Source organism: Rhodococcus indonesiensis (genome assembly GCF_047782815.1).
Classification (GTDB): Bacteria; Actinomycetota; Actinomycetes; order Mycobacteriales; family Mycobacteriaceae; genus Rhodococcus; species Rhodococcus indonesiensis.
In genome coordinates this window covers 3,887,385-3,912,678 of sequence record NZ_CP180630.1, presented here as the reverse complement: position 1 = coordinate 3,912,678, position 25,294 = coordinate 3,887,385, and the positions used below count along the sequence as shown (strand labels likewise).

The following is a 25,294-nucleotide window of genomic DNA, read 5'->3' as shown; positions in this document are numbered from 1 at the left end:
CGCCGGTGTCCGAGACATTCGTCCGGTACGAGGTGAGCGAGGGTTTCGCCACCCTCACTCTCGACTCGCCGCACAACCGCAACGCGATCTCCGCCAGGCTCGTCGCGCAGCTCCGGCAGGGACTTGCCGACGCGGCCGCCGACGACGGGGTCCGCGCCGTCGTGCTCACCCACGAGGGCGGCACCTTCTGTGCCGGGGCCGACCTGAGCGAGGCGAGCGCCGCGGAGGGTGGCGCCGCGGCGGCGGCCGCCGCCCGGACCCGGGAGATGACGGCGGTGCTGCGCTCGATCCTGGAGCTGCCCAAACCGGTGATCGGGCGGATCGACGGGCACGTGCGCGCCGGCGGCATGGGGTTGGTCGGCGCGTGCGATCTCGCCGTCGCCGGGCCGCGGTCGACGTTCGCGTTGACCGAGGCCCGGCTGGGGTTGGCCGCGTCGATCATCTCGCTGACGGTGCTGCCTCGGCTCACCTCCCGCGCCGCGAGCCGCTACTTCCTCACCGGGGAGCGGTTCGGGCCGGAGGTCGCGGCGGCGATCGGCCTGGTCACCGTCGACACCGACGAGCCGCGGGCCGCGGTGGCAGAGATCCTCGCCCAGCTGCGCGAGTGTTCCCCGCAGGGGCTGGGCGAATCCAAGAGGCTGACCACGATGCGGATGCTCGCCGACTTCGACCGGTACGGGGAGGAGCTGGCGGAGCAGTCGGCGCGGCTGTTCGGCTCGCCGGAGGCCGTCGAGGGGATGACCGCGTTCCTGCAGAAGCGGCCACCGGCGTGGAGCCGTCCGTGAGGGACGGTCCGTCGTCCCGGCCGGACCCGACCGGGACGTGGTCGAGATCGGCCGGGTCGGGCGCGCACGTGCGGGCGGTCGTCGGCGGCACCCGTCCCGGGTGCCTCACGTGGACGGTCACCCTCCGCGAGCCGGCGCGGCGGTCTGCCTAATCTGATCGCCATGAGCAGCCCGTCCCCGGACACCCGCCGTCGCGGCGAGCAGGAACGCAGCCGCGCCACCCGCAAGCGGATCCTCGATGCGGCGGTGGCCGTGCTGGTCGAGCACGGCTACTCCAACGCCACCACGGTGCGCATCCAGCAGGCAGCCGGCGTGTCCCGCGGACGGCTGCTGCACCACTACCCGTCGCGGGACGCGCTGCTCGTCGCCGCCGTGCATCACCTCGCCGCCCAGGGGGTTCAGGGGCTCGACCGAGACCGCCCCTGGCCCACCGACCCGATCGCACGGATCGCCGCCGCGGTCGACCGGATGTGGTGGCACTTCCGGCAGCCGTACTTCTGGGCCTCGATGGAACTGTGGCTCGCCGCCCGCGGCCACGAGGAACTCCGGGCCGAGTTGCTGCCGCTCGAACGCATCCTGGGGCGGATGATCAAGGAGCAGACGACGGCGAACTTCGGTCCCGAGATCGCGAACCGCCCCCGGTTCGTGGAGGTGCGTGACCTGATCTACCAGGCGATGCGCGGGGCGGCCCTCGGCTACGCCATCGACCCGCGCGACCCGCTGACCGAACCTCAGCTGGCGGTGTGGCGCCGTCAGCTCGAACAGGTCCTCGTGGACGACGAACCCACGGCCGCCACCGGCGAGGACGCGCCGCGATGACCCGCCAGCCCAAACAGGATCGGAGCCGGGTGACGCGCCGCCGGCTGCTCGAGGCGAGCATCGACTGCCTCGCGGAGCTGGGGTGGGGCGCGACCACCGTGGGCGTCGTCGCCGAACGGGCGGGGGTCTCCCGGGGCGCCGCGCAGCACCACTTCCCGACCCGGGAGGACCTGATCACCGCGGCGCTCGAGTTCATGTTCGACAGCCGGATGGACCTCGCCCGCCGCGAGCCCGTCGACATGCCCGTCGGCGTCGCCCGTACCGAGGCGGTGGTGCGCCGGCTCGTCGACTACTACACCGGCAGCCTGTTCAAGGCGGCGCTGCAGGTGTGGACGGCCGCGGCCGCCGATCCCGAACTGCGGGCCCGCATCGTCCCGCTCGAGGAACACTTCGGCCGCGTCGCCCACCGGGTCGCCGTCGAGCAGCTCGGCGTGGACGAGGTCGACCCGACGGTGCACCGCATGGTGCAGGCGACCCTCGACCTCGCGCGCGGCCTCGGCCTCGCCGACGTCCTCACCGACGACTCGCGGCGTCGGGCCGAGATCGTGAAGCACTGGGCCGCGCAGCTCGACACGGTGCTCGACGCGGCCCGGCAGCGTGCGGCGGCGCAGCACCCGGCCGGTTAGGTTGGTGTCATGCTTCCCAAGCCGGCCACGGTCGCGGTCCTCGGGCTCGTCGGTGCCGTCGTCGCCGGGTGCGGTTCGGATGCGGCCGAGACCCCGGCTCCGGGCGCGGCGCCCACGCTGGCGGTGACCGAGCCGGGCCCGTTCTTCGGTGCGTGCGGGTCGGTCACCGACGACGAGGTGGCCCGGGCCTTCGGGTTGGGGTCGTTCGCACAGATCACCCGCAACTCGGTGGGGTGCGAATGGGAGCTGGTCGGGGCGGGCGGCCCGAGCGTGACGTTCTCCTGGTACCGCGGCAGCCCGATCGGCCGCGAACGAGCCGGTTCCGACCTGATCGGCCGGCCCGCGATCGACGTGGAGATCGACGGCAGACCCGGCTTCCAGGGCTCGGCACAGAACGACGTCGGGCAGACCGTGCTGTGCGAGATCGGCGTGCAGTTCGGCGGCGACTTCGTGCACTGGTCCGTGACGTACGGGTCCTTCACCCCGGCCGCGGACGCGTGCGTGGTGGCCCGCGACCTGGCCGAGCTCAGCGCGGAAAGGGCACAGGAGTGACGCGGACGATGCGGGCGGCGGCCCTGCCGGCGGTGCTGGTCCTGGCTGCGACGCTCGCCGGATGCGGCAGCACGATCGAGGGGCAGGCGGTGTCGCAGGGGGCCGGATCGGGTGGCTCCTCCGCCGAGTTCACCCGCCTGCTCACCGAGTGCGACGCCGTCACCGACGAGCAGATCGCGGAGGCGGTCGGCGTGGAGGCGGTCGAGCGGGGCTTCTTCGGGGCGATCTGCCGGTGGGACACTGCGGGCGGGGCGGCGAAGATCACCTTCAACTGGTTCGAGACGGGTTCGCTGGACACCGAGCGGGGGACGGCGCAACGGCTGGGGTACGCGGTGGAGAACACGACCGTGGAGGGCCGGCGGGCCGTGCTGATGCGCCCGCCCGACGACCCGGCGTCCTGCGGGATCTCGGCGGGAGCGTCCACGACAGGGATCTTCGGCTGGTGGGTCCAGTACGCCCCCGGCCCGCAGTCCCCGGATCCGTGTGCGGCGGCCGTCACGCTGGCCCGACTGACCCTCGACCTCAGCAGTTGAGCGCCGGCGGACCCCCGCGACTCGCTTTGACCTCGCGCCGCGCCGCCGGGTATCGTTGTGGGTCGTGTCCGGCATGCCCGGGCCGATCTGTGTGCCTATGCGAGGTAGTGCCGTGCGCGCGGTCTGTGGAATCTCCGCAGGAGCGAGCCCCCGGCTGCCTGTGTGGGGGTACGCGACACGCCCGACCTCGTGTGCACACGAGGGGTGGGTGCGGGGCAGCAGCTCTCTTGCCTCAACCGATGGATCCCTAATTTCAGAACAGCCAAGGTTGCTCGTGCGAGCAGTCTTCAGACAACGAGAAAGCCGGTAGATGCCAACCATCAATCAGCTGGTCCGCAAGGGCCGCCGCGACAAGGCCGCCAAGGTCAAGACCGCGGCCCTCAAGGGCAGCCCGCAGCGTCGCGGCGTGTGCACTCGCGTGTACACCACCACCCCGAAGAAGCCGAACTCGGCGCTCCGGAAGGTCGCCCGCGTGCGTCTGACCAGCTCCGTCGAGGTCACCGCGTACATCCCGGGTGAGGGTCACAACCTGCAGGAGCACTCGATGGTGCTCGTGCGCGGTGGTCGTGTGAAGGACCTCCCCGGTGTCCGCTACAAGATCATCCGCGGTTCGCTCGACACCCAGGGTGTCAAGAACCGCAAGCAGGCGCGCAGCCGCTACGGCGCGAAGAAGGAGAAGGGCTGATGCCACGTAAGGGTCCCGCTCCGAAGCGTCCCCTGATCGCCGACCCGGTCTACGGGTCGCCGCTGGTCACCCAGCTGGTCAACAAGATCCTGCTGGACGGCAAGAAGTCCACCGCCGAGCGCATCGTCTACGAGGCACTCGAGCGGGCGCGCGAGAAGACCGGCACCGATCCGGTCGTCACCCTCAAGCGCGCGCTGGACAACGTCAAGCCCGCCCTCGAGGTGCGCAGCCGCCGTGTCGGTGGCGCCACCTACCAGGTGCCGGTCGAGGTTCGTCCCGGCCGTTCGACCACCCTCGCGCTGCGGTGGCTGGTCACCTTCTCGCGTCAGCGTCGTGAGAAGACGATGGTCGAGCGTCTCGCGAACGAGCTCCTCGACGCCAGCAACGGTCTGGGTGCGTCCGTGAAGCGTCGCGAGGACACCCACAAGATGGCCGAGGCCAACAAGGCGTTCGCGCACTACCGCTGGTGAGTCGCTGCCGGTCGGGAGGGTCCGGTGCTACCGACATCCTCCCGGCCGGCCGCTCGCACAACTGTGTCGGTCCCTCAAGGCCGGCTGAACATCCGAGAACACTGGTCCGCACCCTAGGACCGACACGAGCTACGAGCGGGGTTACCTGTGGCACAGGAAGTGCTGACCGACCTGAACAAGGTCCGCAACATCGGCATCATGGCGCACATCGATGCCGGCAAGACCACGACGACCGAGCGCATCCTCTTCTACACCGGTGTGAACTACAAGATCGGTGAGACCCACGACGGTGCGTCGACCACCGACTGGATGGAGCAGGAGAAGGAACGCGGCATCACCATCACCTCCGCCGCGGTGACCTGCTTCTGGAACAAGAACCAGATCAACATCATCGACACCCCCGGCCACGTCGACTTCACGGTCGAGGTCGAGCGGTCGCTGCGCGTCCTCGACGGCGCGGTCGCCGTGTTCGACGGCAAGGAGGGCGTCGAGCCGCAGTCCGAGCAGGTCTGGCGGCAGGCTGCCAAGTACGACGTTCCCCGCATCTGCTTCGTCAACAAGATGGACAAGATGGGCGCGGACTTCTACTTCACGGTCCAGACCATCATCGACCGCCTCGGCGCCAAGCCGCTCGTCCTGCAGCTGCCGATCGGTGCCGAGGACGCGTTCGACGGCGTCGTCGACCTGGTCGAGATGAAGGCCTACACCTGGCGTGGCACCGTCGAGATCGGCGCCGAGCCGACCGTCGAGGAGATCCCCGCGGACCTGGCCGACAAGGCCGCCGAGTACCGCGAGAAGCTGCTCGAGACGGTCGCCGAGAGCGACGAAGAGCTCATGGAGAAGTACTTCGGTGGCGAGGAACTGACCGTCGCCGAGATCAAGGGCGCCATCCGGAAGCTGACCGTCGCCTCCGAGCTGTACCCGGTGCTGTGCGGGTCCGCGTTCAAGAACAAGGGCATCCAGCCCATGCTCGACGCGGTCATCGACTACCTGCCGAACCCGCTCGACATCGGCGAGGTCGAGGGACACAAGCTCGGCGACGAGGAGGAGACCCTCACCCGCAAGCCGAGCAAGGACGAGCCCTTCTCCGCGCTGGCGTTCAAGATCGCCGCGCACCCGTTCTTCGGCAAGCTGACCTTCGTGCGCGTGTACTCCGGTCGCATCGAGCCCGGTGCCCAGGTGCTCAACGCCACCAAGGGCAAGAAGGAGCGCATCGGCAAGCTGTTCCAGATGCACGCCAACAAGGAGAACCCGGTCGACGAGGCGGTGGCCGGCCACATCTACGCGATGATCGGCCTGAAGGACACCACGACCGGCGACACCCTGTGCGCGCAGGACGCCCCGATCGTGCTCGAGTCCATGACCTTCCCGGACCCGGTCATCCAGGTCTCCATCGAGCCGAAGACCAAGTCCGACCAGGAGAAGCTGGGCACCGCGATCCAGAAGCTGGCCGAGGAGGATCCCACCTTCTCCGTCGAGCTCGACGAGGAGACCGGCCAGACCGTCATCGGCGGCATGGGCGAGCTCCACCTCGACATCCTCGTCGACCGGATGCGTCGCGAGTTCAAGGTCGAGGCCAACGTCGGCAAGCCGCAGGTGGCGTACCGCGAGACCATCACCAAGCCGGTCGAGAAGCTCGAGTTCACGCACAAGAAGCAGACTGGCGGTTCCGGCCAGTTCGCGAAGGTCATCATCGCCCTCGAGCCGTTCGTGGGCGAGGACGGCGCGACCTACGAGTTCGAGAACAAGGTCACCGGTGGTCGCGTGCCCCGCGAGTACATCCCGTCGGTCGACGCCGGTGCGCAGGACGCGATGCAGTACGGCGTGCTCGCCGGGTACCCGCTGGTGAACGTCAAGGTCACCCTGCTCGACGGCGCCTACCACGACGTGGACTCGTCGGAAATGGCGTTCAAGATCGCCGGTTCGCAGGCCCTGAAGGAGGCTGCGCGCAAGGCCGCGCCGGTCATCCTCGAGCCGCTCATGGCTGTCGAGGTCACCACCCCCGAGGACTACATGGGTGAAGTGATCGGCGACCTCAACTCCCGCCGTGGCCAGATCCAGGCCATGGAGGAACGCAGTGGTGCCCGTGTCGTGAAGGCGCTGGTTCCGCTCTCGGAGATGTTCGGTTACATCGGTGACCTGCGGTCGAAGACCCAGGGTCGCGCGAACTTCTCCATGGTGTTCGATTCCTACGCTGAGGTTCCGTCGAACGTCTCGAAGGAAATCATCGCCAAGGCGACCGGCGAGTAACCTCGGTTGCAGAACCGGTCGGCTGCACGACCAAGTAAGTAACAAAACCGCACTGCTGCATACTGCAAGCAACAACAGTCCAGGAGGACCCTCAAGTGGCGAAGGCGAAGTTCGAGCGGACCAAGCCGCACGTGAACATCGGCACCATCGGTCACGTCGACCACGGCAAGACCACCACCACGGCTGCCATCACCAAGGTGCTCGCCGACAAGTACCCGGACCTGAACGAGAGCTTCGCGTTCGACCAGATCGACAAGGCTCCGGAGGAGAAGGCTCGTGGTATCACGATCAACATCTCCCACGTCGAGTACCAGACCGAGAAGCGCCACTACGCGCACGTCGACGCCCCGGGTCACGCCGACTACATCAAGAACATGATCACCGGTGCGGCTCAGATGGACGGCGCGATCCTGGTCGTGGCCGCCACCGACGGCCCGATGCCGCAGACTCGCGAGCACGTGCTGCTCGCCCGTCAGGTCGGTGTGCCCTACATCCTGGTCGCCCTGAACAAGGCCGACATGGTCGACGACGAGGAAATCCTCGAGCTCGTCGAGATGGAGGTCCGCGAGCTGCTGGCCGCCCAGGAGTTCGACGAGAACGCCCCGGTCATCCCGATCTCGGCGCTCAAGGCGCTCGAGGGCGACGAGAAGTGGGTCAAGTCCATCGAGGACCTGATGGACGCCGTCGACGAGTCCATCCCGGATCCGGTTCGTGAGACCGACAAGCCGTTCCTCATGCCCGTCGAGGACGTCTTCACCATCACCGGTCGTGGCACGGTCGTCACCGGCCGCATCGAGCGCGGTGTCATCAACGTGAACGAGGAGGTCGAGATCGTCGGTATCCGTCCGACCTCGACCAAGACCACGGTCACGGGCATCGAGATGTTCCGCAAGCTGCTCGACCAGGGCCAGGCCGGCGACAACGTCGGTCTGCTGGTCCGCGGCATCAAGCGCGAGGACGTCGAGCGCGGCCAGGTCGTCGTGAAGCCGGGCACCACCACTCCGCACACGGAGTTCGAGGGCCAGGCCTACATCCTCAACAAGGAGGAGGGCGGCCGCCACACGCCGTTCTTCAACAACTACCGTCCGCAGTTCTACTTCCGTACCACGGACGTGACGGGCGTTGTGACCCTTCCCGAGGGCACCGAGATGGTCATGCCGGGCGACAACACCGAGATGTCGGTCGTCCTGATCCAGCCGGTCGCCATGGACGAGGGCCTGCGCTTCGCGATCCGCGAGGGTGGCCGCACCGTCGGCGCCGGTCGCGTCACGAAGATCATCAAGTAGGCACCGCTTACGCGATCATCAAGTAGGCACCGCCTACGCGATCATCGAGTGAGCTGGTTCTCGCTGACGTCGAACGGCGTCCATCCTTCGGGGTGGGCGCCGTTCGGCGTTTCCGGCGTCGAGCGAATGTATCGCCGAGCCGATAAGCCGCGGTGAGCGAGACATTCGCTCAGCTCGGCCGGCGGCGGCTCCGGCCGTGGGCTCGGGCAGTGGGGGCTCGAGCGACGGGAAAGCGGCTACGCGGCGGGTTCGGGGTGAGCCGGATCCAGGTGCAGCAGCACCTGCGTCGCCACCCGGGCCCCGCCCAGCGCGCGGGCGGCCCGCTCGGCGGTTTCCTCGGCACGGGCGGTGAAGTCGGCGACGTCGATGTTCGGATCCGCATACACCGTGATCGACAGGGTCGGCAGGTGGCGCTCCACGACGGCCCGGCTGCGTGTGGCCCGCACCCCGGGCAGGGCCGCCAGCTCGCCGGCGACGCCGTCGGCCACCGGTCCGAGCTCCACGGCCAGGGTGGCCTCGGTGACCTCGTCGTACAGCTGCACCCGCGACGTCCGGCGCCGGGAGAAGTTGACCGCCAGGAGCACGATCCCGATCGTCACGCCCACGGCGACGGCGGTCCACAGCGCACCCTCCCACCAGGACTGGTCCGGGATGTCGATGATGCGCGGGCGGTCCAGGCGGGCCAGCCATTCCCGGGCGAAACTCACCTGCCAGAGCCAGGCCAGCGCGAACGCCCCGGCGCCGAGCAGTGCGGCGCCCACGGCGAACGTGAGCAACCGGTTGACCAGGACGGTGCGCAGCTTCATCGCGCCGTCCTCGGCCGATGCACCTGCACCACGAGCGCGATCGGCTCGGCGAGCAGTTCCAGGTTCGGGGCCACCGCGCCCCGGACCGCGGCGACCAGATCGGCGGTCGACTCCTCACCCGATCCCACGATGCTGACCAGCGCCCGGCGACGGTCCACGACGGTGCGGGCCGCGTACACGCCGGGCAGCGTCGACGCGTGGGCGCTGCACATCCGGGCCAGGTCGGTTCGGCGCATCCACACCGTGGGAACCGGTCCGGACACCTGCAGGGGCACGTGCGTGCGGCGACGCGGCTTGACGGCCACCACCACGAGCACGACCCCGAGCAGGACCAGCGCCGCGGCGACGGGTGCGATCCAGCTCTGCCAGTGCAGCCGGCCGAACCATTCGAAGGAGTTCCGCAGCCACGGCGCGCCCGCGTACGTGCCGCGGACGATGAGCAGTTCCCGGGCCGCGGCGAACGCGAGCGCCAGTGCCCCCACGGCGATGAGCGCGGCCGCCGGCGCCGCGGCCGGGTAGGCGAGGGGCGGCAGCGGCGCGACGACCGGGACCGGAGCCCGGTACTCGGTCCGGGCGACGATGTCGGCCTCGGTGTACTCGACCGGCACCGACGGTTCGCTGCGTTCGGCCGCCTCGGCGACGGACGTCGCGGCGACGAGGACGTTGAGTTCGTGCACCGGCAGACCGGTCAGCTCGTGGAGTTGACGGTCGACTGCGTCGTGCACCCGCCGGGTGAGGGCGGCGGCGTCGTAGGGCCATTCGGCCGCGATGTACAGGTTGACCGCGACGGCGCCGCCGCCGGTGGTGACGTCGGCGCGGGGCAGGTCCCGCCCGGTGAACAGGCTGAGTCCGCCGCGCTGGCGGATCACCCCGGGCACCTGGAGGGCGGCAGCCGCGGCGATCCGCTCGACGGCGCGGTCCTTGATCACCAGCTGTCCGCGGTGCCCGACGGGGTCGACCGTCTCGGGAGCGACCGCGTCGGCGCCGGCCCGGGACGGCAGCGTCTCCGGCTCGGTGGGCCTGGAGTCAGCCACGGCCCCGGCTCCGCAGCAGCGCGCCCAGGTCGAGGAGGCCGTCACGGTGGGCACCGACAGCCATGCCGAGGGCGCCGAGCAGGATGCCGAACAGCAGGCCGCTGAAGCCGCCGAGGATGCCGGCGAGGGCGAGGAGCAGACCCGCAAGGAGTCCGATGGCGGTGTTGCTGACAGGGGTGTGGTTCACGGGGTCACCTCACTGGTCGGGTGCTCGCCGTCGGGCGACGGGATCCGTAGGTCTTCGATGGTCACGTCGACGGGGACGCCGACCAGCGGCCCGAGCCGGTCCCGGACGGCGGCCGCGACGGCGTACAGATCGGCCGGGTACTCGACGACGATGTGCACCGCGCACGTGTCCGCGCCGAGGCGGATCCCGGTGACACGCCGGCCCGGCAGATACGTCGCGACCTCGCCGAAGGCTCCGCCGTGCAGCTCGGCGACGCCGGGCACCTGGAGGGCGGCGGCCGCGGCCAGTTCTGCGGGCTCGGCGGGGGTGGTCACTGGACGCGGGGTTTCAGGTCTTCGGCGACGCCCGTGGCCTCGTCGAACAGCACGACGTCGAAGACGGTGATGTTGACTTCGGTGACCTCGAGGCCGGTCATCCGTTCGACGGCGGTGATCACGTTGTGGCGGATCGCGACCGCGAGTTCGTGCAGGGCCACGCCGTATTCGGCGACGACGCCGATGTCGATCGCGGCCTGCTTCTCGCCGACCTCCACGGCGACGCCCTGCCCGTGGTTGATCCGCGCGCCGGGGATGCGGTCCCGAAGCGCCCCGACCACGCGTGCGGTGCCGGCGCCGACGTCGTAGACACCGCTGATCTCGCGGGTCGCGATTCCGGCGATCTTCGCCACGACCGCGTCGGCGATGATGGTGCGCCCCTGCGTATCGACCGGTCCCGGCGTGATTCCGTTGCCGAACTGCACGCGGCTGATGCCTGCGCCGCTGTCGCTGGTCATGGGGGCTCCTCGTCGGCCTGCCGGATGAAGTTCTGTCCCCTCCGACTGTAGTAACTCCGGGCGGGTGCGGGGGGCGCGGCTCGCGCAGGAACGACGCGCTGTCCGGGGGTCCGCGCATTTGGTAAAACAGTTGCACGGATTGCGGTGGCCTGGGTCACTGTCTGAGGAGAGGGCGGAGCGGGTGGGTGTGACGGGTACGCAGCGGATCGTCGTGGTCGGGGCCGGATTGGCGGGGGTGCGCGTGGCCGAGGAACTGCGTGGCGGCGGATTCGACGGGGAACTCGTCCTGATCGGCGACGAACCGCACCTGCCCTACGACCGGCCGCCGCTGTCGAAGGAGGTGGTCCGGGGCGGCACCGACGACACCACACTGCGGCCGCGGGAGTTCTTCGACGACCAGCGCATCGAGCTGCGCCTGGGGGTCCGGGCGCGCGGGCTCGACCCGGCGACTCGTACCCTCGCCCTGTCCGACGGTCAGCGCGTCGGCTTCGACGAACTGATCATCGCAACCGGGCTGCGACCGAGGCCGCTGCCCGGCACGGCCGGGCTCGCCGGAGTACACGTGCTGCGGTCGTTGGACGACAGCCGGGCCCTGCGCGCTGCGGTGGTCCCGGGCGGACGAGCGCTCGTCGTCGGCGGCGGATTCATCGGGTGCGAGGTCGCGGCGAGTCTGCGGGGGCGGGGCATGGACGTGGTACTGGTCGAGCCGCAGGCCGCCCCGCTCGCATCCGTTCTCGGCGAGCAGGTGGGCGCGCTGGTCGCCCGGCTGCACACCGAGGAGGGCGTGCAGGTCCGCACGGGCGTCGGGGTGCAAGAGGTGCGCGGCGGCGGCCGGGTCACCGGGGCGGTCCTCGGTGACGGCACCGAACTCGAGGTGGATGTGGTCGTCGTCGGCATCGGCTCGGTGCCGGTCACCGACTGGCTCGACGGTTCGGGCGTGCGCGTGGACGACGGAGTGGTGTGCGACGGCGTGGGCCGCACGTCCGTCCCGCACGTGTGGGCGGTCGGCGACGTCGCGGCCTGGGAGGTCTCGGACGGCCCCCGCGCGCGGCTCGAGCACTGGACAAACGCCGGAGAGCAGGCGAAGGTGCTCGCCGGCGCGCTCCTCGGCTCCGAGAGCGATCCGGTCGCGCAGGTGCCGTACTTCTGGAGCGATCAGTACGACGTGAAGATCCAGGCGCTCGGCGCGGTCCGCGCCGACGACACCGTGCACGTGGTGCGCGACGACGGCCGCAAGTTCCTCGCCTACTACGAACGGGACGGCCACCTGACGGGTGTGGTCGGCGCGGGGCTGGCCGGACAGGTGATGAAGATGCGGGGGAAGATCGCCGCGGGTGCGCCGATCACGGAGATCCTCACGCCCACGTCGTAACCGCCGAGTCGGCGACCGCTAGATTCGTAGGGTGATCGTTGCGCTCATCGACTCGGGTCTCGGCCTGCTCCCGACGTCTGCCTGGCTGCGCCGATTGCGTCCCGAACTGGACCTGATGCTGTCGATGGACCCGGACGGCGCCCCGTGGGGGCCGAAGCCCGGGGACTGGGTGATCGACCGGGTCGTGCGCACCGCGGAGCGGGCCGTGACCCGGGGTGCCGAGGTGGTCGTCCTGCCGTGCAACACGGCGTCCGTGACCGCGCTCGAGCATGTGCGCGAGGCCCTCGGTGACGAGATCCCGGTGATCGGAACCGTGCCGGCGATCAAGCCGGCCGCCGCGGTGTGCGAATCGGTGGCGATCTGGGCCACCGCAGCAACCACCGCCAGCCGCTACCAGGCCGACCTCGTCGCGCGGTTCGCCGGCGACAGCAAAGTGGTAGGGGTGGCCTGCCACGGGCTCGCCGACGCCATCGACCGCGGCGACACGACCGCCGCGGCCACGGCGATCGCGGCGGCGGCGGAACGGACCCCGGCCGACGTGCGCGGTGTCGTCCTCGGCTGTACCCACTACCCGCTGGTGGCCGACGTCATAGCCGCGCACCTGCCGGCCGGGGTACGCCTGTTCGACAGCGCCGAGGCGGTGGCGGCGCAGACTCTGCGGCGTATCGACGCCCTCGGCCGGCCCTGGGCGGGCAGCGGGCGGGTCGAGGTGTTCCTGAGCGGCAGGCCCGGCGAGCTTCCCCCCGGTGCCCTCGGCTACCCGGCGGGCCGCGGGCTCGTCGACGGCTTCGGTGACCCGACCGCGGGGCTGCCCGGCGACGACGCTCCACGCGCCGGAACGCGCTGACCGGTCGTTCCGCTCAGCCCATCCCGGCCATGCCCGCGGCGACGAGCCGCGCGACGCCGCCGAGTTCGTCGGGGGAGGGGCCGTCGAGACCGAACAGCCGGTCGACCGTGGCCGCGGAGAACATCGCCGACACCCACGTCGTCGCACAGGTCCGCAGGGTGCCCGGTTGTATCGGGCCGGGCACGCTGGCCTGCAGGACCCGCATGGTGGCCTCCTGGAGGGAGGTGCGCAGCCGGCGCAACGGGGCGCGCAGGCCGGGATGGCTCTCGGCCTCACGCCAGATGACCCGGAGCAGCGAGGAGTGGTGGGTGCGCAGGTCGAGGGCGGCGTCGAGGTTGACGAGACTGGCCGCCGGGTCGCCGGGGGAGACGAGGCCGGTGACGTCCTGGATCGGTTCGGCGGGCAGTCGCTCGGCGACGAGCGTCTCGAGGATCGATTCCTTGGTGGGGAAGTAGTAGAAGATCAGTCCCTTGGGTACGTCGGCGGCGACGGCGATCGCGGTCGTCGAGGTGGCGTCGAAGCCGTGGGCGGCGAAGAGGGTTTCGGCGGCGTCGAGGATGTGTACTCGCGCGGCGTTGTCCCGCCGGGCGCGACGGCGCGGCGGTTTCGAGCCCGGGGTGCTCATGGCGTTCACCTCCGGGGGCACGGGCGGGAATGTGAAGGCGCCAGGGGCGTGGGCGGACGGCCGGCATGCCGGCCGTCCGCGGGGTGAGCGGTGGTGATCAGTGGTGCGTGGCCAGTCCGCCGTGTCCGTGCATCCGCGCGTTCATCGCGGGCAGTGCTGCTACCGCGACGACCACGGTGAGCACGCCCACCACCCAGGCCGTCCAGGATGCACCGCTGTACTCGGTGTAGCCCATGACCCAGGGGGAGAGGAACAACAGCACGCCGAATACACCCATCGCGTAGTCGATCGCTGCCATCGTGGGCCGGACGATCTGCGCGAGTCCGGTCAGCGCGATCAGCACGCCGAGAACGACGAGGGTCCACGTCGTCGTGGTGTCGGTGGTGACCCACAGGGGGGACAGGGCGGTGAAGACGCCCAGGATCACGGCCACGTAATCCTGTAGCCGGCTGTCGGAGAACATGTCGAGCCTCCTAGTGCGTATCGGGTCCTGTCTTCGGTATAACCCTGATCGACCGGTCGGTCAACGGTCGGGACGTTGCACTGCGGTAACGCTCGAGCGCAGGTGAGAGGCGGTTTTTACAGGGAAGTGACCGGGTGGGGAATGATCTCCGCGCCCGGCATGTTCCACTAGATCGTTGCCTTGGTCAACGAACTGTCGACTGTTCCCACGAGTTCCGAGGAGGTCCGATGCCGGAGCCGACGCCGGGTCGCTCCCTGCCACGCCGTCACGGTTTCCTGGCGGTCGGCACGGCCAGCTTCCTGCTCACCGCGTCGTCGTCCGCTCCCTCCCCGCTCTATCCGCTGTACCAGCAGCAATGGGGCTTCTCGCCGGGAATGCTGACCGCCGTCTTCGCCGTGTACGCCCTGGCCCTGCTCGCCACCCTGCTGACGATCGGCTCGATCTCCGATCAGGTCGGCCGCCGGCCCGTGCTGATCGGAGCGCTACTGCTGCTCGTGGTGAGCATGGGCGTGTTCATCCTTGCCGACGACGTGGGCTGGCTCGTCCTGGCCCGCGTGCTGCAGGGCCTCGCGGTCGGGGCGGCTACCGGAGCCGTGAGCGCCGCCGTGATCGACCTGCAACCGAGCCCCAGGCTCGGATCGTTCGTCAACAGTGTCGCGCCGTCGCTCGGGCTCGCCCTCGGTGCCGCCGGCGCGGGACTGCTCGTTCAGTTCGCGCCCTTTCCGACTGTGCTCGTCTACGTCCTCGTCGTCCTGATGGCGCTGGCGCTGGCCGCCGTGCTCGTCTTCGTTCCCGACCGGGTACCCGCGCCGGGCTTCGCTACCCGCCGGGCCGCGCTGCGCAGCCTGCTGCCGAGTGCGTCCGTGCCGGCCGGGGTGCGGGGCCCGTACCTGGTGATCCTGCCGGCCCTGCTGTCGGCGTGGTCGCTCGGCGGGCTCTACATGTCTCTCGGACCGTCGATCGTGGGTACGGTCTTCGGGATCGGCAATCGCCTCGTCGCCGGGCTGGCGATCTTCACGCTCTTCGCGTCCGGTTCGGTGGCGGCGACGATGCTCCGCGGTCTCGATCCGCGGCGCGTGGTCGTCGCGGGGACCGCGATCCTGGCCACCGGCGTCGGCGTAGTCGTGACCGCCGTGCTCGGTGGGTGGGCCGTCGCCTACTTCGCCGGGACCGCCGTCGCGGGCTTCGGCTGGGGCGCGGCGTTCCTGGGAGGGATGAACGTCATCGGCGGTCTGGCGGCACCGCACGAACGCGGGCGCCTGTTCGCCACCACGTTCGTCGTCTGCTACCTCGCGTTCTCCGTGCCCGCGGTGATCGCGGGCCTCGCGACCGGCGCGTACGGGCTGACCGCGACGACGCTGGGCTACGGCGGCGCCGTGATCGTGCTCGCGCTCGGCGCCGGGGTGGGTGTGGCGCTGCGCGGCCCGCGAAAGCCGGCGGCCCAGCTGGTCGAGGCGCCGGTCCTCGTCCGCTGAGACGAGGACCGACGAGGGAGCCGTCTCAGAAGACGATCTTGACGGTGTCCGTCACCGGGCGGGCCTGGCAGCCCAGGACGTAGCCTGCCTCGATGTCCTCGGGGTCGAGGATCTCGCAGTGCTCCATCTCGACCTTGCCGTCGAGGACGGTGCACGCACACGAGCCGCACTCGCCCTCCTGGCATGAGTACGGCACGTCGAGTCCCTTGGAGAGCATGATGTCGACGAGGGTCTGCGACCGCGGCCACGGAATCGTGTGGGTCTCCCCGTCCAGCTCGACCTCCACCGTCGCGGCGTCGGCCGCCTCCTCGTCGCTCACCTCGACGGGGGTGTGGTCGGCGAACGGGTCTCCCGCGAGAGAGTTGAACACCTCCGCGTGCACCTGCGTGCGCGGCATGCCGGCGATCTGCAGCGCTCGGTGCACGGCATCCATGAACGGGCCGGGGCCGCACATGAACGCCTCGTGGCTGCTGAACGGGGCCGCCAGGGTGGCGAGCTGCTCGGCGGACGGCAGGCCCTGCACGGACTCGAGCCAGTGCACGACGGTCAGCCGGGTCGGGTACTTCTCGGCCAGGGCGCGCAGCTCCTCGGCGAAGATGACCGACGCCTCGTCGCGGTTGGCGTAGACCAGCACGACCTTGCCGGACCCCTGGGTCAGTGCCGACTTGAGGATCGAGACGACCGGGGTGATGCCGCTGCCCGCGCCGAACAGCAGGAAGTCGTGGTCGAGGGACTTCGGGGTGAAGACGCCCGACGGCGGCAGAACCTCGATGCGGTCACCGGCGGAGATCCGGTCGCACAGCCAGTTGGACCCGTAGCCGTCGACCGTCCGCTTGACCGTGACCTTGGGGGCGTCGTCGGTGTACGGGGAGCTGGCCAGCGAGTAGCAACGGGCCACGGAGCCGGTCTGCTCGCTCGGGATGCGCAGGGTCAGGAACTGTCCGGGCTTGTACGCGAACTTCTCCTGGAGCTCGGCCGGCACTTCGAAGACGATCGAGCGCGAGTCCGGCGTCTCCTCGATGACTGCGGAGACGGTCAGGATCGCGGATCGCGAGCCGTGCGGCACCTCGACTGTCGTCATGGCCAGGTCGGTCCTTCCGTGGTGCGGGTGAAGCAATCTAGAACGCGTTCTAGTTTCAGGATATCAGCAACAGAACGCTACCGGGACGGGGTGCGTCGGGCTGCGGTCGGCTCCCGATCAGCGGGAACGGACCCCTGCCCGATCGGGCAGGCCGGCCCGATCGACCGGACGGCTTCGGGGCCGCGACCGGACGGTTCGGGCGCGAAGCCCTTTCCGTGGGCGTGATCGAGACCGAAGGTGGAGATGCGAAGAGACGCCGGTCACACCGGACGCCGCATTCGAACCACCACTTCCGGCCGACACATCAGGAGAGACGCGATGGCCATCGAACTCAACCAGATCTGGGACTTCCCCATCAAGGAGTTCCACCCCTTCCCGCGGGCACTGATGGGTGTCGGCGCCCACGACATCATCGGTGTCGAGGCGAAGAACCTGGGCTTCAAGCGCACCCTGCTGATGACGACCGGTCTGCGCGGTTCGGGCATCATCGAGGAGCTGATCGGCAAGATCGAGTACCAGGGTGTCGAGGTCGTCCTGTACGACAAGGTCGAGTCCAACCCCAAGGACTACAACGTCATGGAGGCCGCCGCCCTCTACCAGCAGGAGAAGTGCGACTCCATCATCTCCGTCGGCGGCGGCTCGAGCCACGACGCCGCGAAGGGCGCCCGCGTCGTCATCGCCCACGACGGCCGCAACATCAACGAGTTCGAGGGCTTCGCCAAGTCCACCAACAAGGAGAACCCGCCGCACATCGCCGTCTCCACCACCGCCGGCACCGGCTCGGAGACCTCCTGGGCATACGTCATCACCGACACCTCCGACATGGACCATCCGCACAAGTGGGTCGGCTTCGACGAGGCCACGATCGTCACCCTCGCCATCGACGACCCGCTGCTGTACTACACCTGCCCGCAGCACTTCACCGCGTACTGCGGCTTCGACGTCCTCGCCCACGGCTCCGAGCCGTTCGTCTCGCGGCTGGACTTCGCCCCGTCGCTCGGCAACGCCCTGTACTCGATCGAGCTCGTCGCCAAGCACCTGCGTGAGGCCACCTTCGAGCCGCGCAACCTCAAGGCCCGCGAGGGCATGATGAACGCCCAGTACATCGCCGCGCAGGCCTTCAACTCGGGCGGCCTGGGCATCGTGCACTCCATCTCGCACGCCGTGTCCGCGTTCTTCGACAGCCACCACGGCCTCAACAACGCGATCGCCCTGCCGCGCGTGTGGGAGTACAACCTGCCCTCGCGCTACGAGCACTACGCCCGCATCGCCACCGCGATGGGTGTCGACACCCGCAACATGACCACCGTCCAGGCGGCGGACGCCGCGGTCGAGGCCGCCATCCGGTTGGCCAAGGACGTCGGCATCCCCGACAACTTCGGTCAGGTGCGCGTCGACTCGTACGAGAAGAACCGCATGAACACCGGCAAGTACGCCGGACGCGGCGACGTCATCAAGGGCGACGAGAAGACCGTGCGCGCCATCTCCGAGCACATCCAGGGCGACTGGTGCACGCCGGGCAACCCGCGCGAGGTGACGGTCGAGTCGATGATCCCCGTCGTCGACCACTGCATCAACCGGGCCTACTGACCCACCACCCGACCGATCCGTGTCCGGGGCGGGGCGACCCGCCCCGGACATACCCACCTCGAGTGCCGACGACGACACAGGAGCACCGATGACCAGCTTCACCAGCGGACCGGAACTCGCCGACGCGCTGCGCCGCCACGACTACATCGCCGACGACGAGTTCGCGGTCGTCGTCCACCTCGCCACCGCGCTCGAACGGCCGCTGCTGCTCGAGGGCCCGGCCGGCGTCGGCAAGACCGAACTCGCCAAGGCGCTCGCCGCCGTCGGCGGGCGCAAGCTGGTACGGCTGCAGTGCTACGAGGGTCTCGACGACAGCCGGGCGCTGTACGAGTGGGACTACGCGAAGCAGCTGCTGCACGTGCAGATGCTGCGGGATCGCATCGGCGAGCAGCTCGCCGCCTACCCCGACGTCGCCGAGGCGTCCCGCTTCCTCGCCGCGCAGGACTTCGGCCTGTATTCCGAGAACTTCCTGGCCGTGCGCCCCCTGCTCGAGGCGATCCTCTCCCCGGAGCCGGTAGTCCTCCTCGTCGACGAGGTCGACCGAACCGAGGAGTCCATGGAGGCGCTGCTCCTCGAGGTCCTCGCGGAGCGGCAGGTCACCATTCCGGAGGTGGGCACCTTCACCGCCCGGTCCGCGCCCTGGGTGATCCTGACCTCCAACGACACCCGCGAACTCTCGCCCGCCCTCAAGCGCCGCTGCCTGCACTACCACGTCGGCTACCCCACCCCCGAACGTGAACGCGAGATCGTCACCGCCCGCGCCCCCGAGGTCGACACCGTCACCGCCGGCGAGGTCGTGGACCTGGCCCGCACCCTGCGCGAACTGCCGTTGCGCAAGAGCCCGTCCATCTCCGAGGTCATCGATGCCGCGCGTGCCGCCACCGTGCTGCGGCGCGGCGGCGGCGACCACACCTCGCTCCGGCAGATCCGGGACATCCTGCTCGCCGCGCTGCTCAAGTACACCGGCGACGCCGACCTCGTCCGCGCCCGGCTGGACGGTGACACCGCACTCGCCGCACCCACGACCACCGCGCCGGCGACCACCGCACCGAGGACCACTGTGGCGACGACGACCGCGCCGACGACCACCGAGCCGGCAGGGGAGCGACCCGAGCGGGCCACGGTCGCCTCCCGGCCCGCCAACACCACCACCGCGGTGTTCCGCGGGCGCGGAGGCGGGGGCAGCGGTGTCGGTGTCGGTGCGCGGCGGTGACCCCATGCCGGTGACACCGCCCACGACGACGCCCGGGACACCGCTCGCGGCAAAATCCGTCACGCCGCTCGCGGCGAAGTCCGTCACGCCGCTCGCGGCGATGCACCCGTCGTACCCCCTCGACGTGGTGGCCGCCGTCTTCGGCCGCCTGCTGCGACGGCACGGGGTCTCCGCCTCGCCCGCCGAGACCATCGAGGTCCGCCGCGTGCTCGGACTCGTCGGTGCCCGCGACCGCGATGTGCTGCGAGCCTGCCTGCGTGCGGTGTGCGCGAAGTACCCGCACGAGCAGGCCGGTTTCGACCGCGCCTTCGACGCGCTGTTCGCCGCGGCGGACAGCGTCGGTGCGGCAGACGGGAAGTCCTCGCCGCGAGCACAATTCGCCGAGTCCCTGCCGACCGCGCTCGAGCTCGACGACGATCCGCAGGTCGCGCGCTACGCCGAGTACAACGAGCGCGCCGCGGAGGTCGGCGACCACTTCGACACCCCGGAGGCGGACAAGGGCTTCAATCCCCACAAGGACGACGACGACGTCTCGATGACCTCGTCCGACGCGGCGCTGTCGGTCGACACGGGCGCCGACTCGGGACGGCGCGGGGTCACCTACACCGTCGACGTGGATCGGGCCGGAGCCGCAGCGGTGGGCGAGCTGGCCGCGAATCCGGGTGCCGCCGTCGTCGGGTCGCTGTCATGGGACGATCCCGAATCCATCCTCGCGTGGCTCGACGCCTACGACCCGCGCCGTGCCTACGGCGACGACCACGCCGACGAGCCACTCAGCGCGGCACAACTGAACCGGCTCGTCGAGGCCGTCGAGGCGTTCGTCGCGGCACTGTCGCAGGCCGGGCTCGGCGGCCCGTTGCCGGACGGCGAGCCCGACGCCCCCGCCACCGCCGGCGACGTCGCGTCCCGAGCCGAGATCGAACTGGCGTGCCACGAGGTGCTGCGCCGCATGCGCGGCCCGGCGCGGCCGGTGCCGCGCGAGCTGACCCGTGGCCGCCTCGACATGCGTCGCACGGCGCGTGCCGGGATGCGCACCGAAGGTGTGCCGTTCCACCTGATCGTGCGCGCCCCGCGTCCCGACCGGCTCCGGTTGCTCATCCTCGCCGACGTATCCCTGTCGGTGCGCCCGATCACTGCGTTCACCCTCCGCCTGGCGCAGGCCATGCACGGCCGTGCCCACCGCTGCCGCGTCCTGGCGTTCGTCGACCGGCCCGTCGACGTGACGCGGGAACTGCTGGCCGCCACGGGCGACGGCGCCCTCGCGGCCGTGCTGGCGCATCCCGGCCTCGACCTCGAGGCGAGCAGCGACTACGGACGGGTGCTCGACGAACTGCTCGCCGAGCACGCCGGCATCGTCGACTCGCGCACGAGTGTGCTCGTCGTCGGCGACGGCCGCTGCAACGGTCTGCCCGCCCGCGCCGACCGGCTCGCCGACCTTCGTCGTCGCGTGCACCGGCTCGCCTGGATCACCCCGGAACCGCAGCGCTACTGGGCCCAGGCGACGTGCGCGATGCCCGAGTACGCCCAGGAGTGCGATCGCGTCGTCGTCGCCCGGGACGCCGCCCAGCTGCTGTCGCGGGCGGCGGAACTCGGGCACGCCCTGCGGTGAGCGGGAGACGGGGTCGCGCAGCCGCGGCCCGGCCGGTCATCCGCTGCTCCTGTCGGATCAGCGGAGAGCCGGGGGCCGAGCGGGTGTTCTCGGCCGATGGCCGGCCCGCGGTGGACCGGCGGTACCTGCCCGAACGGGCAGGTACCGCACCTGCCGTTCGGCCCGGTGCCACGCCGTCGGGTAGGGGCTAGGCTCGGAAGCCACGTAAGCTGGATCACAGCAATCGGGATCGTCAGGAGTGCGCAGTGGCCGTCGCATCGGAGCACACCGCGACGACGCTGGCCAAGTTCCATGCCCCGGAGATCGTGTTCGGGGTCGGATCGCTGGTCGAAGCGGCGCACGCGGCGGTTCGGCTCGGCGCGGTCCGGCCCCTGCTGGTCACCGACCCGGGGCTGATCGAGGCCGGCTGGGTCGACGAGCTGCACGGCCATCTCGTCGAGCAGGGCCTCACGCCGATCGTGTGGGGTGATCTCACCCCCAACCCCAAGGACCACGAGGTCACCGCCGGGCACGAGACGTACCGTGTGCACGGCTGCGACGTGCTCGTCGCGCTCGGTGGCGGCTCGGTGATCGACGCCGCCAAGGGCATCGCGGTGCTCGCCGCCAACGGCGGCAGCATCCTCGACTACGAAGGCGTGGACCGGGCGGCCGTTCCGATCCCACCGATGGTGGTGGTGCCCTCGACCTCGGGCACGGGCGCCGACGTCTCCCAGTTCTGCGTCGTCACCGACACCGTCCGGGGCACCAAGATCACCATCATCGGTCGTTCGCTGGTCCCGGACCTGACCGTGATCGACCCGCGGCTGCTGACCACCATGCCGGACGAACTGAATGCGGCCACCGGGCTGGACGCGCTCACCCACGGCGTGGAGGCGTTCGTCTCCCGCGCCCACAACCCGCTCACCGACCACCACGCCCTGCGCGCGGTCGGTCTCGTCACCGACACGCTGGTACGCACGATCGAAGACCCCCGGGAGATGGCGGCCCGATCGATCATGGCCCAGGCCAGCCTCGAGGCCGGGCTGGCGTTCACCAACGCGATCCTCGGTGCCGCGCACGCGATGAGCCACCAGGTCGGCGGGCTGCTGGACCTGCCGCACGGCGTCATCAACGGAGTGCTCCTCCCGCACGTCATCCGGTTCAACGCCGCCTCCGATCCCGAGCCGTTTGTCGCGATCGCCCGGGCTCTCGGGCTCGACGAGCACCGCGGTCCCGCCGTGGAAGCCGCACTCGCCGTCGCAGACCGGGTCGAACGGCTCGCCCGCGAAGTCGGAGTGCCGCGCGGACTGCGGGAACTCGGAGTGCAGGCGACCGACCTCGAACGTCTGGCCGCGGGCGCGCTACGCGACGCGTGCATGTCCACCAACCCCCGCGAAGCGACGCACGAGCAGATGGTCGCGCTGTTCCGGGCGGCATTGTGACCGCTCCCGACCTGTCGCGACTGACCGGCCTGCGTTCCGGCAAACCCACGTTCTATCCCCAGTACCGCGGAGCCGCCGAACGTCTCGAGCGGGTCGTCCACGCGCTCGAGCTGATCTCGCGTGCCCTGGTGCGCACCGTCGAGGGTCCCGAAACCCTGATCTGCGCCGTGGCCGAGGCCGCGCGTGCCCACCTGAGCGCCCGCTGGGTGGTCTTCGCCCTGACCGACCGAACCCTGCCCGACGCAGGGCCGCGCCGGCTGGTCCTCGGACCCGATGCCACCCCGTTCCTCGTCGACAACGTCGAAGGTCCACCGCTGCCCGACGACGTGGTGCGCTGCCTCGAAGACATCCGGTCGGGGTCGATCGGCCGGGACGCCACCGTCGACACCCATCACGCCTTCGTCCCCATCGTCCTCGACGGCGGGGTGGCAGGCGCGATCGCCGCGTGGACACCCGAACACCGCACCATCGACGGCACCGACCACGCCGTGCTGTCGATCCTCGCCAGCCAGACCGCCGTGGCTCTGCAGAATTCCGCGCTCTACCAGCGGGGCCAGCTGCTGCTCGGACGAGCCGAGCAGGCATACCAGGAGGCGAATCGCGCGGCGGCGGATCTGCAGGCCCGCAACGCCGAACTCGAGGCGACGTTGCACCAGCTGGAATTGACCCAACGGCAGCTCGGTGCCGCGCACCGGCACCAGGCGCTCGACGAGGAACGTCACCGCATCGCGCGGGAGCTGCACGACAGCGTCACGCAGGCCGTGCTGTCGGCCGGCATGCAGATCGAGGTGTGCCGCAGCGACATTCCCGACACCGAGCGCGGCGAGCGGCTCGACCTGGCCAAGGAGCTCACCCGGCGCGCGGTCGAACAGCTGCGCTCGGCGATCTACGCGCTCAACCACCCGTCCGACTCGGATCGCACGTCGCTGCCGGAGATGCTCGAGCAGCTCTGCGGCGCGCACACGCCGGGCGAACTCGACATCACGGTCCGGGTGGGCGGCCCGCCGGTCGAACTGCCGGGCGAGGCCGAGCATTCGCTGCTGCGCATCGCGGGGGAGGCGCTGTTCAACGCCGCGGTGCACGCCAATGCCCGGCGCGTGGTGCTGCGGCTGACGTACCGGCCGGACTCGGTGCTGTTGTCGGTCGCCGACGACGGGGACGGGGATCCGGCGCGGATGCGGCTGATGCTGCGCCTCGCCGCGGACAACGACTGGGACGGCCGCCATCGCGGGCTGGCCAACATGCAGGCCCGCGCACACGAGCTCGGTGGCACTCTCGAGGTGCGTCGCGCCCGCATCGGCGGGGTCCGGGTGGCGGTGCGCATCCCGGTGCCCGAACCGGCCGTCGACGCGGAGCGGGACGCCGACGAGACGACCGGAACCAGCGGGAACAGTGCGGCGCCGGTACACGCGGCGCGGACAGGAGCACAGCGATGAACGTGGCAACCCCAGCCGGGACGGTGAATCGCACGGTCCGCATCGTCCTCGTCGACGACCACGCGATCCTGCGCCAGGGTCTGCGCTCGATCCTCGAGCGGGAGCCGGACCTCGAGGTGGTCGGAGAGGCCTCGCACGAGGCCGAGGCGCTCACCCTCGTGGGCCGGGTCCGGCCCGACATCGTCCTGATGGACCTGAAGCTCTCCGCCGGGTCGGACTACGAGGGACTGACGTTGTGCGGGCAGCTGTCGGCCGCCCACCCGGGGCTGGGCCTGCTCGTGCTCACCACGTTCCTCGACGAGCAGCTGGTCGTGCGTGCCGTGCACGCCGGGGCACGCGGGTACGTCGTGAAGGACGTCGACACGACCGAGCTGGTGCGCGCGATCCGCGCGGTGTCGCGCGGCGAGAGTGCCTTCGACTCGCGCAGCGCCGCGGCGGTGGTGCGTTCCCTCAACGGGCAGACCACGCCGCAGGAACAACTCACCGAGCGCGAACTCGAGGTGCTGCGGCTGCTCGCAGCAGGCTTGTCCAACGCCAAGATCGGTGAGCGCCTTTTCATCTCGGGTACCACGGTGAAGTTCCACGTGAGCAACATCATGCGCAAACTGAGCGTGAGCCGCCGCGCCGAGGCCGTGTACGCGGCAAGCAAGCGCGGCTTGATCTAGCGCGGCGGCGACGCCGTGGGTCAGCTGCTGCCGAACGCCGGCAGGGTTGCTGGCACGGTGACGACGGGGGAGGCCTGCTGGACCGGGTAGGCGGTGACCGGCATGGGCGCCAGATGGTCTGCGATGCCGGGGTAGTCCGAAACCCACATGGTGGCCAGGCCGTCCGTCGAGCACGAGGCGAGGACGACATAGGTGCCGTCGGGGATCTCGGTCACGGTCTGGGTGGTCACACCCGGCTGTACCCGGCCCGACGTGCCCAAGGTCTGACCGTTGGCGATCACCTCGGCGACCGGCGGCAGTACCCCGCCAGGAGCCGGGGCGAGCCCGGTCATGCAGTCCAGGGGCGTGCCCGAGTCGTTGGTGATCGTGTTCGTCACGGTCGATCCGCTGACGGTGAAGGCGAAGGCGACCTCGCCGGCGTCGGCCGCCGACGCGAAGGCGGGGGCAGCCAGGAACGAGGGAATGACGGCCACTGCTGTGAGCGCGGCACGGGTAATCGATCGCATCGGTGTCCTTCCGGTCGAACGAGCGTCTCCCACGTGATCCTGCCGGAAAAGCGACCGTTCGGCACGATCTTCGGAGGTTCCAGCTCTGTCGGCGCCGCACTCGTTGCGCGGGTGCGTTACCCGACCGAGGACGGACCCGCTCCGAGCACGACCGAGTACCCGGAAGCAGTAGCGCTGTCCGCCGAT

Annotated in this window: 27 protein-coding genes; 18 read left to right on the top strand and 9 right to left on the bottom strand. The window is 70.5% G+C overall.

Annotated elements, in window-relative coordinates:
- The first annotated feature begins 5 nt into the window (after positions 1-5).
- From ACM26Y_RS17820 to tuf, 9 genes are all read left to right on the top strand, one after another.
- Positions 6-785: an enoyl-CoA hydratase family protein gene (locus tag ACM26Y_RS17820; protein WP_371383500.1), complete on the top strand. Its 780-nt coding sequence runs from the start codon at positions 6-8 to the stop codon at positions 783-785.
- A gap of 162 nt (positions 786-947) precedes the next feature.
- Entirely contained in the window at positions 948-1,604 is a 657-nt protein-coding gene (locus ACM26Y_RS17815) for a TetR/AcrR family transcriptional regulator (protein ID WP_003937658.1), read from the top strand.
- Positions 1,601-2,230, top strand: coding sequence for a TetR/AcrR family transcriptional regulator (locus ACM26Y_RS17810; RefSeq protein WP_003937659.1), 630 nt, complete (start codon positions 1,601-1,603; stop codon positions 2,228-2,230). The genes ACM26Y_RS17815 and ACM26Y_RS17810 overlap by 4 nt, the downstream gene beginning before the upstream one ends.
- A gap of 9 nt (positions 2,231-2,239) precedes the next feature.
- The gene (locus tag ACM26Y_RS17805) at positions 2,240-2,782 is read left to right on the top strand and encodes a DUF3558 domain-containing protein (RefSeq protein WP_003937660.1); all 543 of its coding nucleotides are present in this window, start codon (positions 2,240-2,242) and stop codon (positions 2,780-2,782) included.
- An 8-nt stretch (positions 2,783-2,790) separates the two neighbouring features.
- Positions 2,791-3,315, top strand: coding sequence for a DUF3558 domain-containing protein (locus tag ACM26Y_RS17800; protein ID WP_407041299.1), 525 nt, complete (start codon positions 2,791-2,793; stop codon positions 3,313-3,315).
- 310 nt (positions 3,316-3,625) lie between these two features.
- Complete coding sequence (gene rpsL / locus ACM26Y_RS17795; protein ID WP_003937662.1) at positions 3,626-4,000, top strand: 30S ribosomal protein S12; 375 nt, start codon at positions 3,626-3,628, stop codon at positions 3,998-4,000.
- A complete protein-coding gene (gene rpsG / locus ACM26Y_RS17790) occupies positions 4,000-4,470 on the top strand; it encodes a 30S ribosomal protein S7 (RefSeq protein ID WP_003937663.1) in 471 nt (156 codons plus the stop codon). The genes rpsL and rpsG overlap by 1 nt, the downstream gene beginning before the upstream one ends.
- 147 nt (positions 4,471-4,617) lie before the next feature.
- Positions 4,618-6,720: an elongation factor G gene (gene fusA, locus ACM26Y_RS17785; RefSeq protein ID WP_003937664.1), complete on the top strand. Its 2,103-nt coding sequence runs from the start codon at positions 4,618-4,620 to the stop codon at positions 6,718-6,720.
- Positions 6,721-6,815: 95 nt separating this feature from the next.
- Positions 6,816-8,006, top strand: a complete 1,191-nt coding sequence (gene tuf / locus ACM26Y_RS17780; RefSeq protein WP_003937665.1) for an elongation factor Tu — start codon at positions 6,816-6,818, stop codon at positions 8,004-8,006.
- Positions 8,007-8,242: 236 nt separating this feature from the next.
- Here tuf and ACM26Y_RS17775 read toward each other — a convergent pair whose 3' ends face one another.
- Genes ACM26Y_RS17775 through ACM26Y_RS17755 form a run of 5 tightly spaced genes read right to left on the bottom strand, consistent with a single transcriptional unit; the run spans position 8,243 to position 10,805 of the window.
- Positions 8,243-8,812, bottom strand: a complete 570-nt coding sequence (locus tag ACM26Y_RS17775) for a hypothetical protein (protein ID WP_003937666.1) — start codon at positions 8,810-8,812, stop codon at positions 8,243-8,245.
- A complete protein-coding gene (locus tag ACM26Y_RS17770) occupies positions 8,809-9,846 on the bottom strand; it encodes a DUF6286 domain-containing protein (protein WP_416061495.1) in 1,038 nt (345 codons plus the stop codon). The genes ACM26Y_RS17775 and ACM26Y_RS17770 overlap by 4 nt, the downstream gene beginning before the upstream one ends.
- Entirely contained in the window at positions 9,839-10,033 is a 195-nt protein-coding gene (locus ACM26Y_RS17765; RefSeq protein ID WP_054374913.1) for a hypothetical protein, read from the bottom strand. The genes ACM26Y_RS17770 and ACM26Y_RS17765 overlap by 8 nt, the downstream gene beginning before the upstream one ends.
- Positions 10,030-10,347: a hypothetical protein gene (locus ACM26Y_RS17760; RefSeq protein WP_054374914.1), complete on the bottom strand. Its 318-nt coding sequence runs from the start codon at positions 10,345-10,347 to the stop codon at positions 10,030-10,032. Before ACM26Y_RS17760 ends, ACM26Y_RS17765 begins: the two co-directional genes overlap by 4 nt.
- Entirely contained in the window at positions 10,344-10,805 is a 462-nt protein-coding gene (locus ACM26Y_RS17755) for an Asp23/Gls24 family envelope stress response protein (protein WP_003937670.1), read from the bottom strand. The genes ACM26Y_RS17760 and ACM26Y_RS17755 overlap by 4 nt, the downstream gene beginning before the upstream one ends.
- Positions 10,806-10,986: 181 nt before the next feature.
- Between ACM26Y_RS17755 and ACM26Y_RS17750 the strand changes: the two genes are divergently transcribed.
- Positions 10,987-12,177: an NAD(P)/FAD-dependent oxidoreductase gene (locus ACM26Y_RS17750; protein ID WP_416061494.1), complete on the top strand. Its 1,191-nt coding sequence runs from the start codon at positions 10,987-10,989 to the stop codon at positions 12,175-12,177.
- 31 nt (positions 12,178-12,208) lie between these two features.
- Positions 12,209-13,024: a glutamate racemase gene (locus ACM26Y_RS17745; RefSeq protein WP_416061493.1), complete on the top strand. Its 816-nt coding sequence runs from the start codon at positions 12,209-12,211 to the stop codon at positions 13,022-13,024.
- Positions 13,025-13,037: 13 nt separating this feature from the next.
- On the opposite strand, the gene ACM26Y_RS17740 is transcribed toward ACM26Y_RS17745, so the two are convergent.
- Positions 13,038-13,649: a TetR/AcrR family transcriptional regulator gene (locus ACM26Y_RS17740; RefSeq protein ID WP_054374916.1), complete on the bottom strand. Its 612-nt coding sequence runs from the start codon at positions 13,647-13,649 to the stop codon at positions 13,038-13,040.
- Positions 13,650-13,746: 97 nt separating this feature from the next.
- On the bottom strand, positions 13,747-14,112 hold the full coding sequence (locus ACM26Y_RS17735) for an SPW repeat domain-containing protein (protein WP_003937674.1): 366 nt from the start codon (positions 14,110-14,112) through the stop codon (positions 13,747-13,749).
- 227 nt (positions 14,113-14,339) lie between these two features.
- Here ACM26Y_RS17735 and ACM26Y_RS17730 point away from each other — a divergent pair, with 227 nt between their 5' ends.
- Positions 14,340-15,587, top strand: a complete 1,248-nt coding sequence (locus tag ACM26Y_RS17730) for an MFS transporter (RefSeq protein WP_416061492.1) — start codon at positions 14,340-14,342, stop codon at positions 15,585-15,587.
- A 25-nt stretch (positions 15,588-15,612) separates the two neighbouring features.
- On the opposite strand, the gene ACM26Y_RS17725 is transcribed toward ACM26Y_RS17730, so the two are convergent.
- On the bottom strand, positions 15,613-16,668 hold the full coding sequence (locus ACM26Y_RS17725) for a 2Fe-2S iron-sulfur cluster-binding protein (RefSeq protein WP_416061491.1): 1,056 nt from the start codon (positions 16,666-16,668) through the stop codon (positions 15,613-15,615).
- Between the two features lie 318 nt (positions 16,669-16,986).
- Between ACM26Y_RS17725 and mdo the strand changes: the two genes are divergently transcribed.
- The 6 genes from mdo to ACM26Y_RS17695 all read left to right on the top strand — a co-directional run bounded on the left by mdo (position 16,987) and on the right by ACM26Y_RS17695 (position 24,602).
- The gene (gene mdo / locus ACM26Y_RS17720) at positions 16,987-18,258 is read left to right on the top strand and encodes an NDMA-dependent methanol dehydrogenase (protein ID WP_054374918.1); all 1,272 of its coding nucleotides are present in this window, start codon (positions 16,987-16,989) and stop codon (positions 18,256-18,258) included.
- 88 nt (positions 18,259-18,346) lie between these two features.
- On the top strand, positions 18,347-19,471 hold the full coding sequence (locus ACM26Y_RS17715; protein ID WP_416061490.1) for a MadB family AAA-type ATPase: 1,125 nt from the start codon (positions 18,347-18,349) through the stop codon (positions 19,469-19,471).
- A 100-nt stretch (positions 19,472-19,571) separates the two neighbouring features.
- Positions 19,572-21,080, top strand: coding sequence for a MadC family VWA domain-containing protein (gene madC, locus ACM26Y_RS17710; RefSeq protein WP_416063702.1), 1,509 nt, complete (start codon positions 19,572-19,574; stop codon positions 21,078-21,080).
- Between the two features lie 245 nt (positions 21,081-21,325).
- A complete protein-coding gene (locus tag ACM26Y_RS17705; protein ID WP_003937680.1) occupies positions 21,326-22,501 on the top strand; it encodes an iron-containing alcohol dehydrogenase in 1,176 nt (391 codons plus the stop codon).
- Positions 22,498-23,937 carry a MadS family sensor histidine kinase gene (locus ACM26Y_RS17700; protein WP_416061489.1) on the top strand — a complete coding sequence of 480 codons (1,440 nt, stop codon included), beginning with the start codon at positions 22,498-22,500 and terminating at the stop codon, positions 23,935-23,937. The genes ACM26Y_RS17705 and ACM26Y_RS17700 overlap by 4 nt, the downstream gene beginning before the upstream one ends.
- The gene (locus ACM26Y_RS17695) at positions 23,934-24,602 is read left to right on the top strand and encodes a MadR family response regulator transcription factor (protein ID WP_003937682.1); all 669 of its coding nucleotides are present in this window, start codon (positions 23,934-23,936) and stop codon (positions 24,600-24,602) included. Before ACM26Y_RS17700 ends, ACM26Y_RS17695 begins: the two co-directional genes overlap by 4 nt.
- Positions 24,603-24,622: 20 nt before the next feature.
- Here ACM26Y_RS17695 and ACM26Y_RS17690 read toward each other — a convergent pair whose 3' ends face one another.
- Complete coding sequence (locus tag ACM26Y_RS17690; protein WP_416061488.1) at positions 24,623-25,108, bottom strand: hypothetical protein; 486 nt, start codon at positions 25,106-25,108, stop codon at positions 24,623-24,625.
- Positions 25,109-25,294: the final 186 nt, after the last annotated feature.

Excerpts from the sequence above, each read along its gene's own strand:
- ACM26Y_RS17810 (WP_003937659.1), top strand. The coding sequence starts at position 1,601 with ATGACCCGCCAGCCCAAACAGGATCGGAGCCGGGTGACGCGCCGCCGG.
- ACM26Y_RS17730 (WP_416061492.1), top strand. The coding sequence starts at position 14,340 with ATGCCGGAGCCGACGCCGGGTCGCTCCCTGCCACGCCGTCACGGTTTC.
- ACM26Y_RS17800 (WP_407041299.1), top strand. The coding sequence starts at position 2,791 with ATGCGGGCGGCGGCCCTGCCGGCGGTGCTGGTCCTGGCTGCGACGCTC.
- ACM26Y_RS17755 (WP_003937670.1), bottom strand. The coding sequence starts at position 10,805 with ATGACCAGCGACAGCGGCGCAGGCATCAGCCGCGTGCAGTTCGGCAAC.
- ACM26Y_RS17735 (WP_003937674.1), bottom strand. The coding sequence starts at position 14,112 with ATGTTCTCCGACAGCCGGCTACAGGATTACGTGGCCGTGATCCTGGGC.
- ACM26Y_RS17695 (WP_003937682.1), top strand. The coding sequence starts at position 23,934 with ATGAACGTGGCAACCCCAGCCGGGACGGTGAATCGCACGGTCCGCATC.
- ACM26Y_RS17715 (WP_416061490.1), top strand. The coding sequence starts at position 18,347 with ATGACCAGCTTCACCAGCGGACCGGAACTCGCCGACGCGCTGCGCCGC.
- ACM26Y_RS17815 (WP_003937658.1), top strand. The coding sequence starts at position 948 with ATGAGCAGCCCGTCCCCGGACACCCGCCGTCGCGGCGAGCAGGAACGC.
- ACM26Y_RS17775 (WP_003937666.1), bottom strand. The coding sequence starts at position 8,812 with ATGAAGCTGCGCACCGTCCTGGTCAACCGGTTGCTCACGTTCGCCGTG.
- ACM26Y_RS17740 (WP_054374916.1), bottom strand. The coding sequence starts at position 13,649 with ATGAGCACCCCGGGCTCGAAACCGCCGCGCCGTCGCGCCCGGCGGGAC.
- rpsL (WP_003937662.1), top strand. The coding sequence starts at position 3,626 with ATGCCAACCATCAATCAGCTGGTCCGCAAGGGCCGCCGCGACAAGGCC.
- ACM26Y_RS17805 (WP_003937660.1), top strand. The coding sequence starts at position 2,240 with ATGCTTCCCAAGCCGGCCACGGTCGCGGTCCTCGGGCTCGTCGGTGCC.
- ACM26Y_RS17690 (WP_416061488.1), bottom strand. The coding sequence starts at position 25,108 with ATGCGATCGATTACCCGTGCCGCGCTCACAGCAGTGGCCGTCATTCCC.
- ACM26Y_RS17725 (WP_416061491.1), bottom strand. The coding sequence starts at position 16,668 with ATGACGACAGTCGAGGTGCCGCACGGCTCGCGATCCGCGATCCTGACC.
- madC (WP_416063702.1), top strand. The coding sequence starts at position 19,572 with ATGCACCCGTCGTACCCCCTCGACGTGGTGGCCGCCGTCTTCGGCCGC.
- mdo (WP_054374918.1), top strand. The coding sequence starts at position 16,987 with ATGGCCATCGAACTCAACCAGATCTGGGACTTCCCCATCAAGGAGTTC.
- rpsG (WP_003937663.1), top strand. The coding sequence starts at position 4,000 with ATGCCACGTAAGGGTCCCGCTCCGAAGCGTCCCCTGATCGCCGACCCG.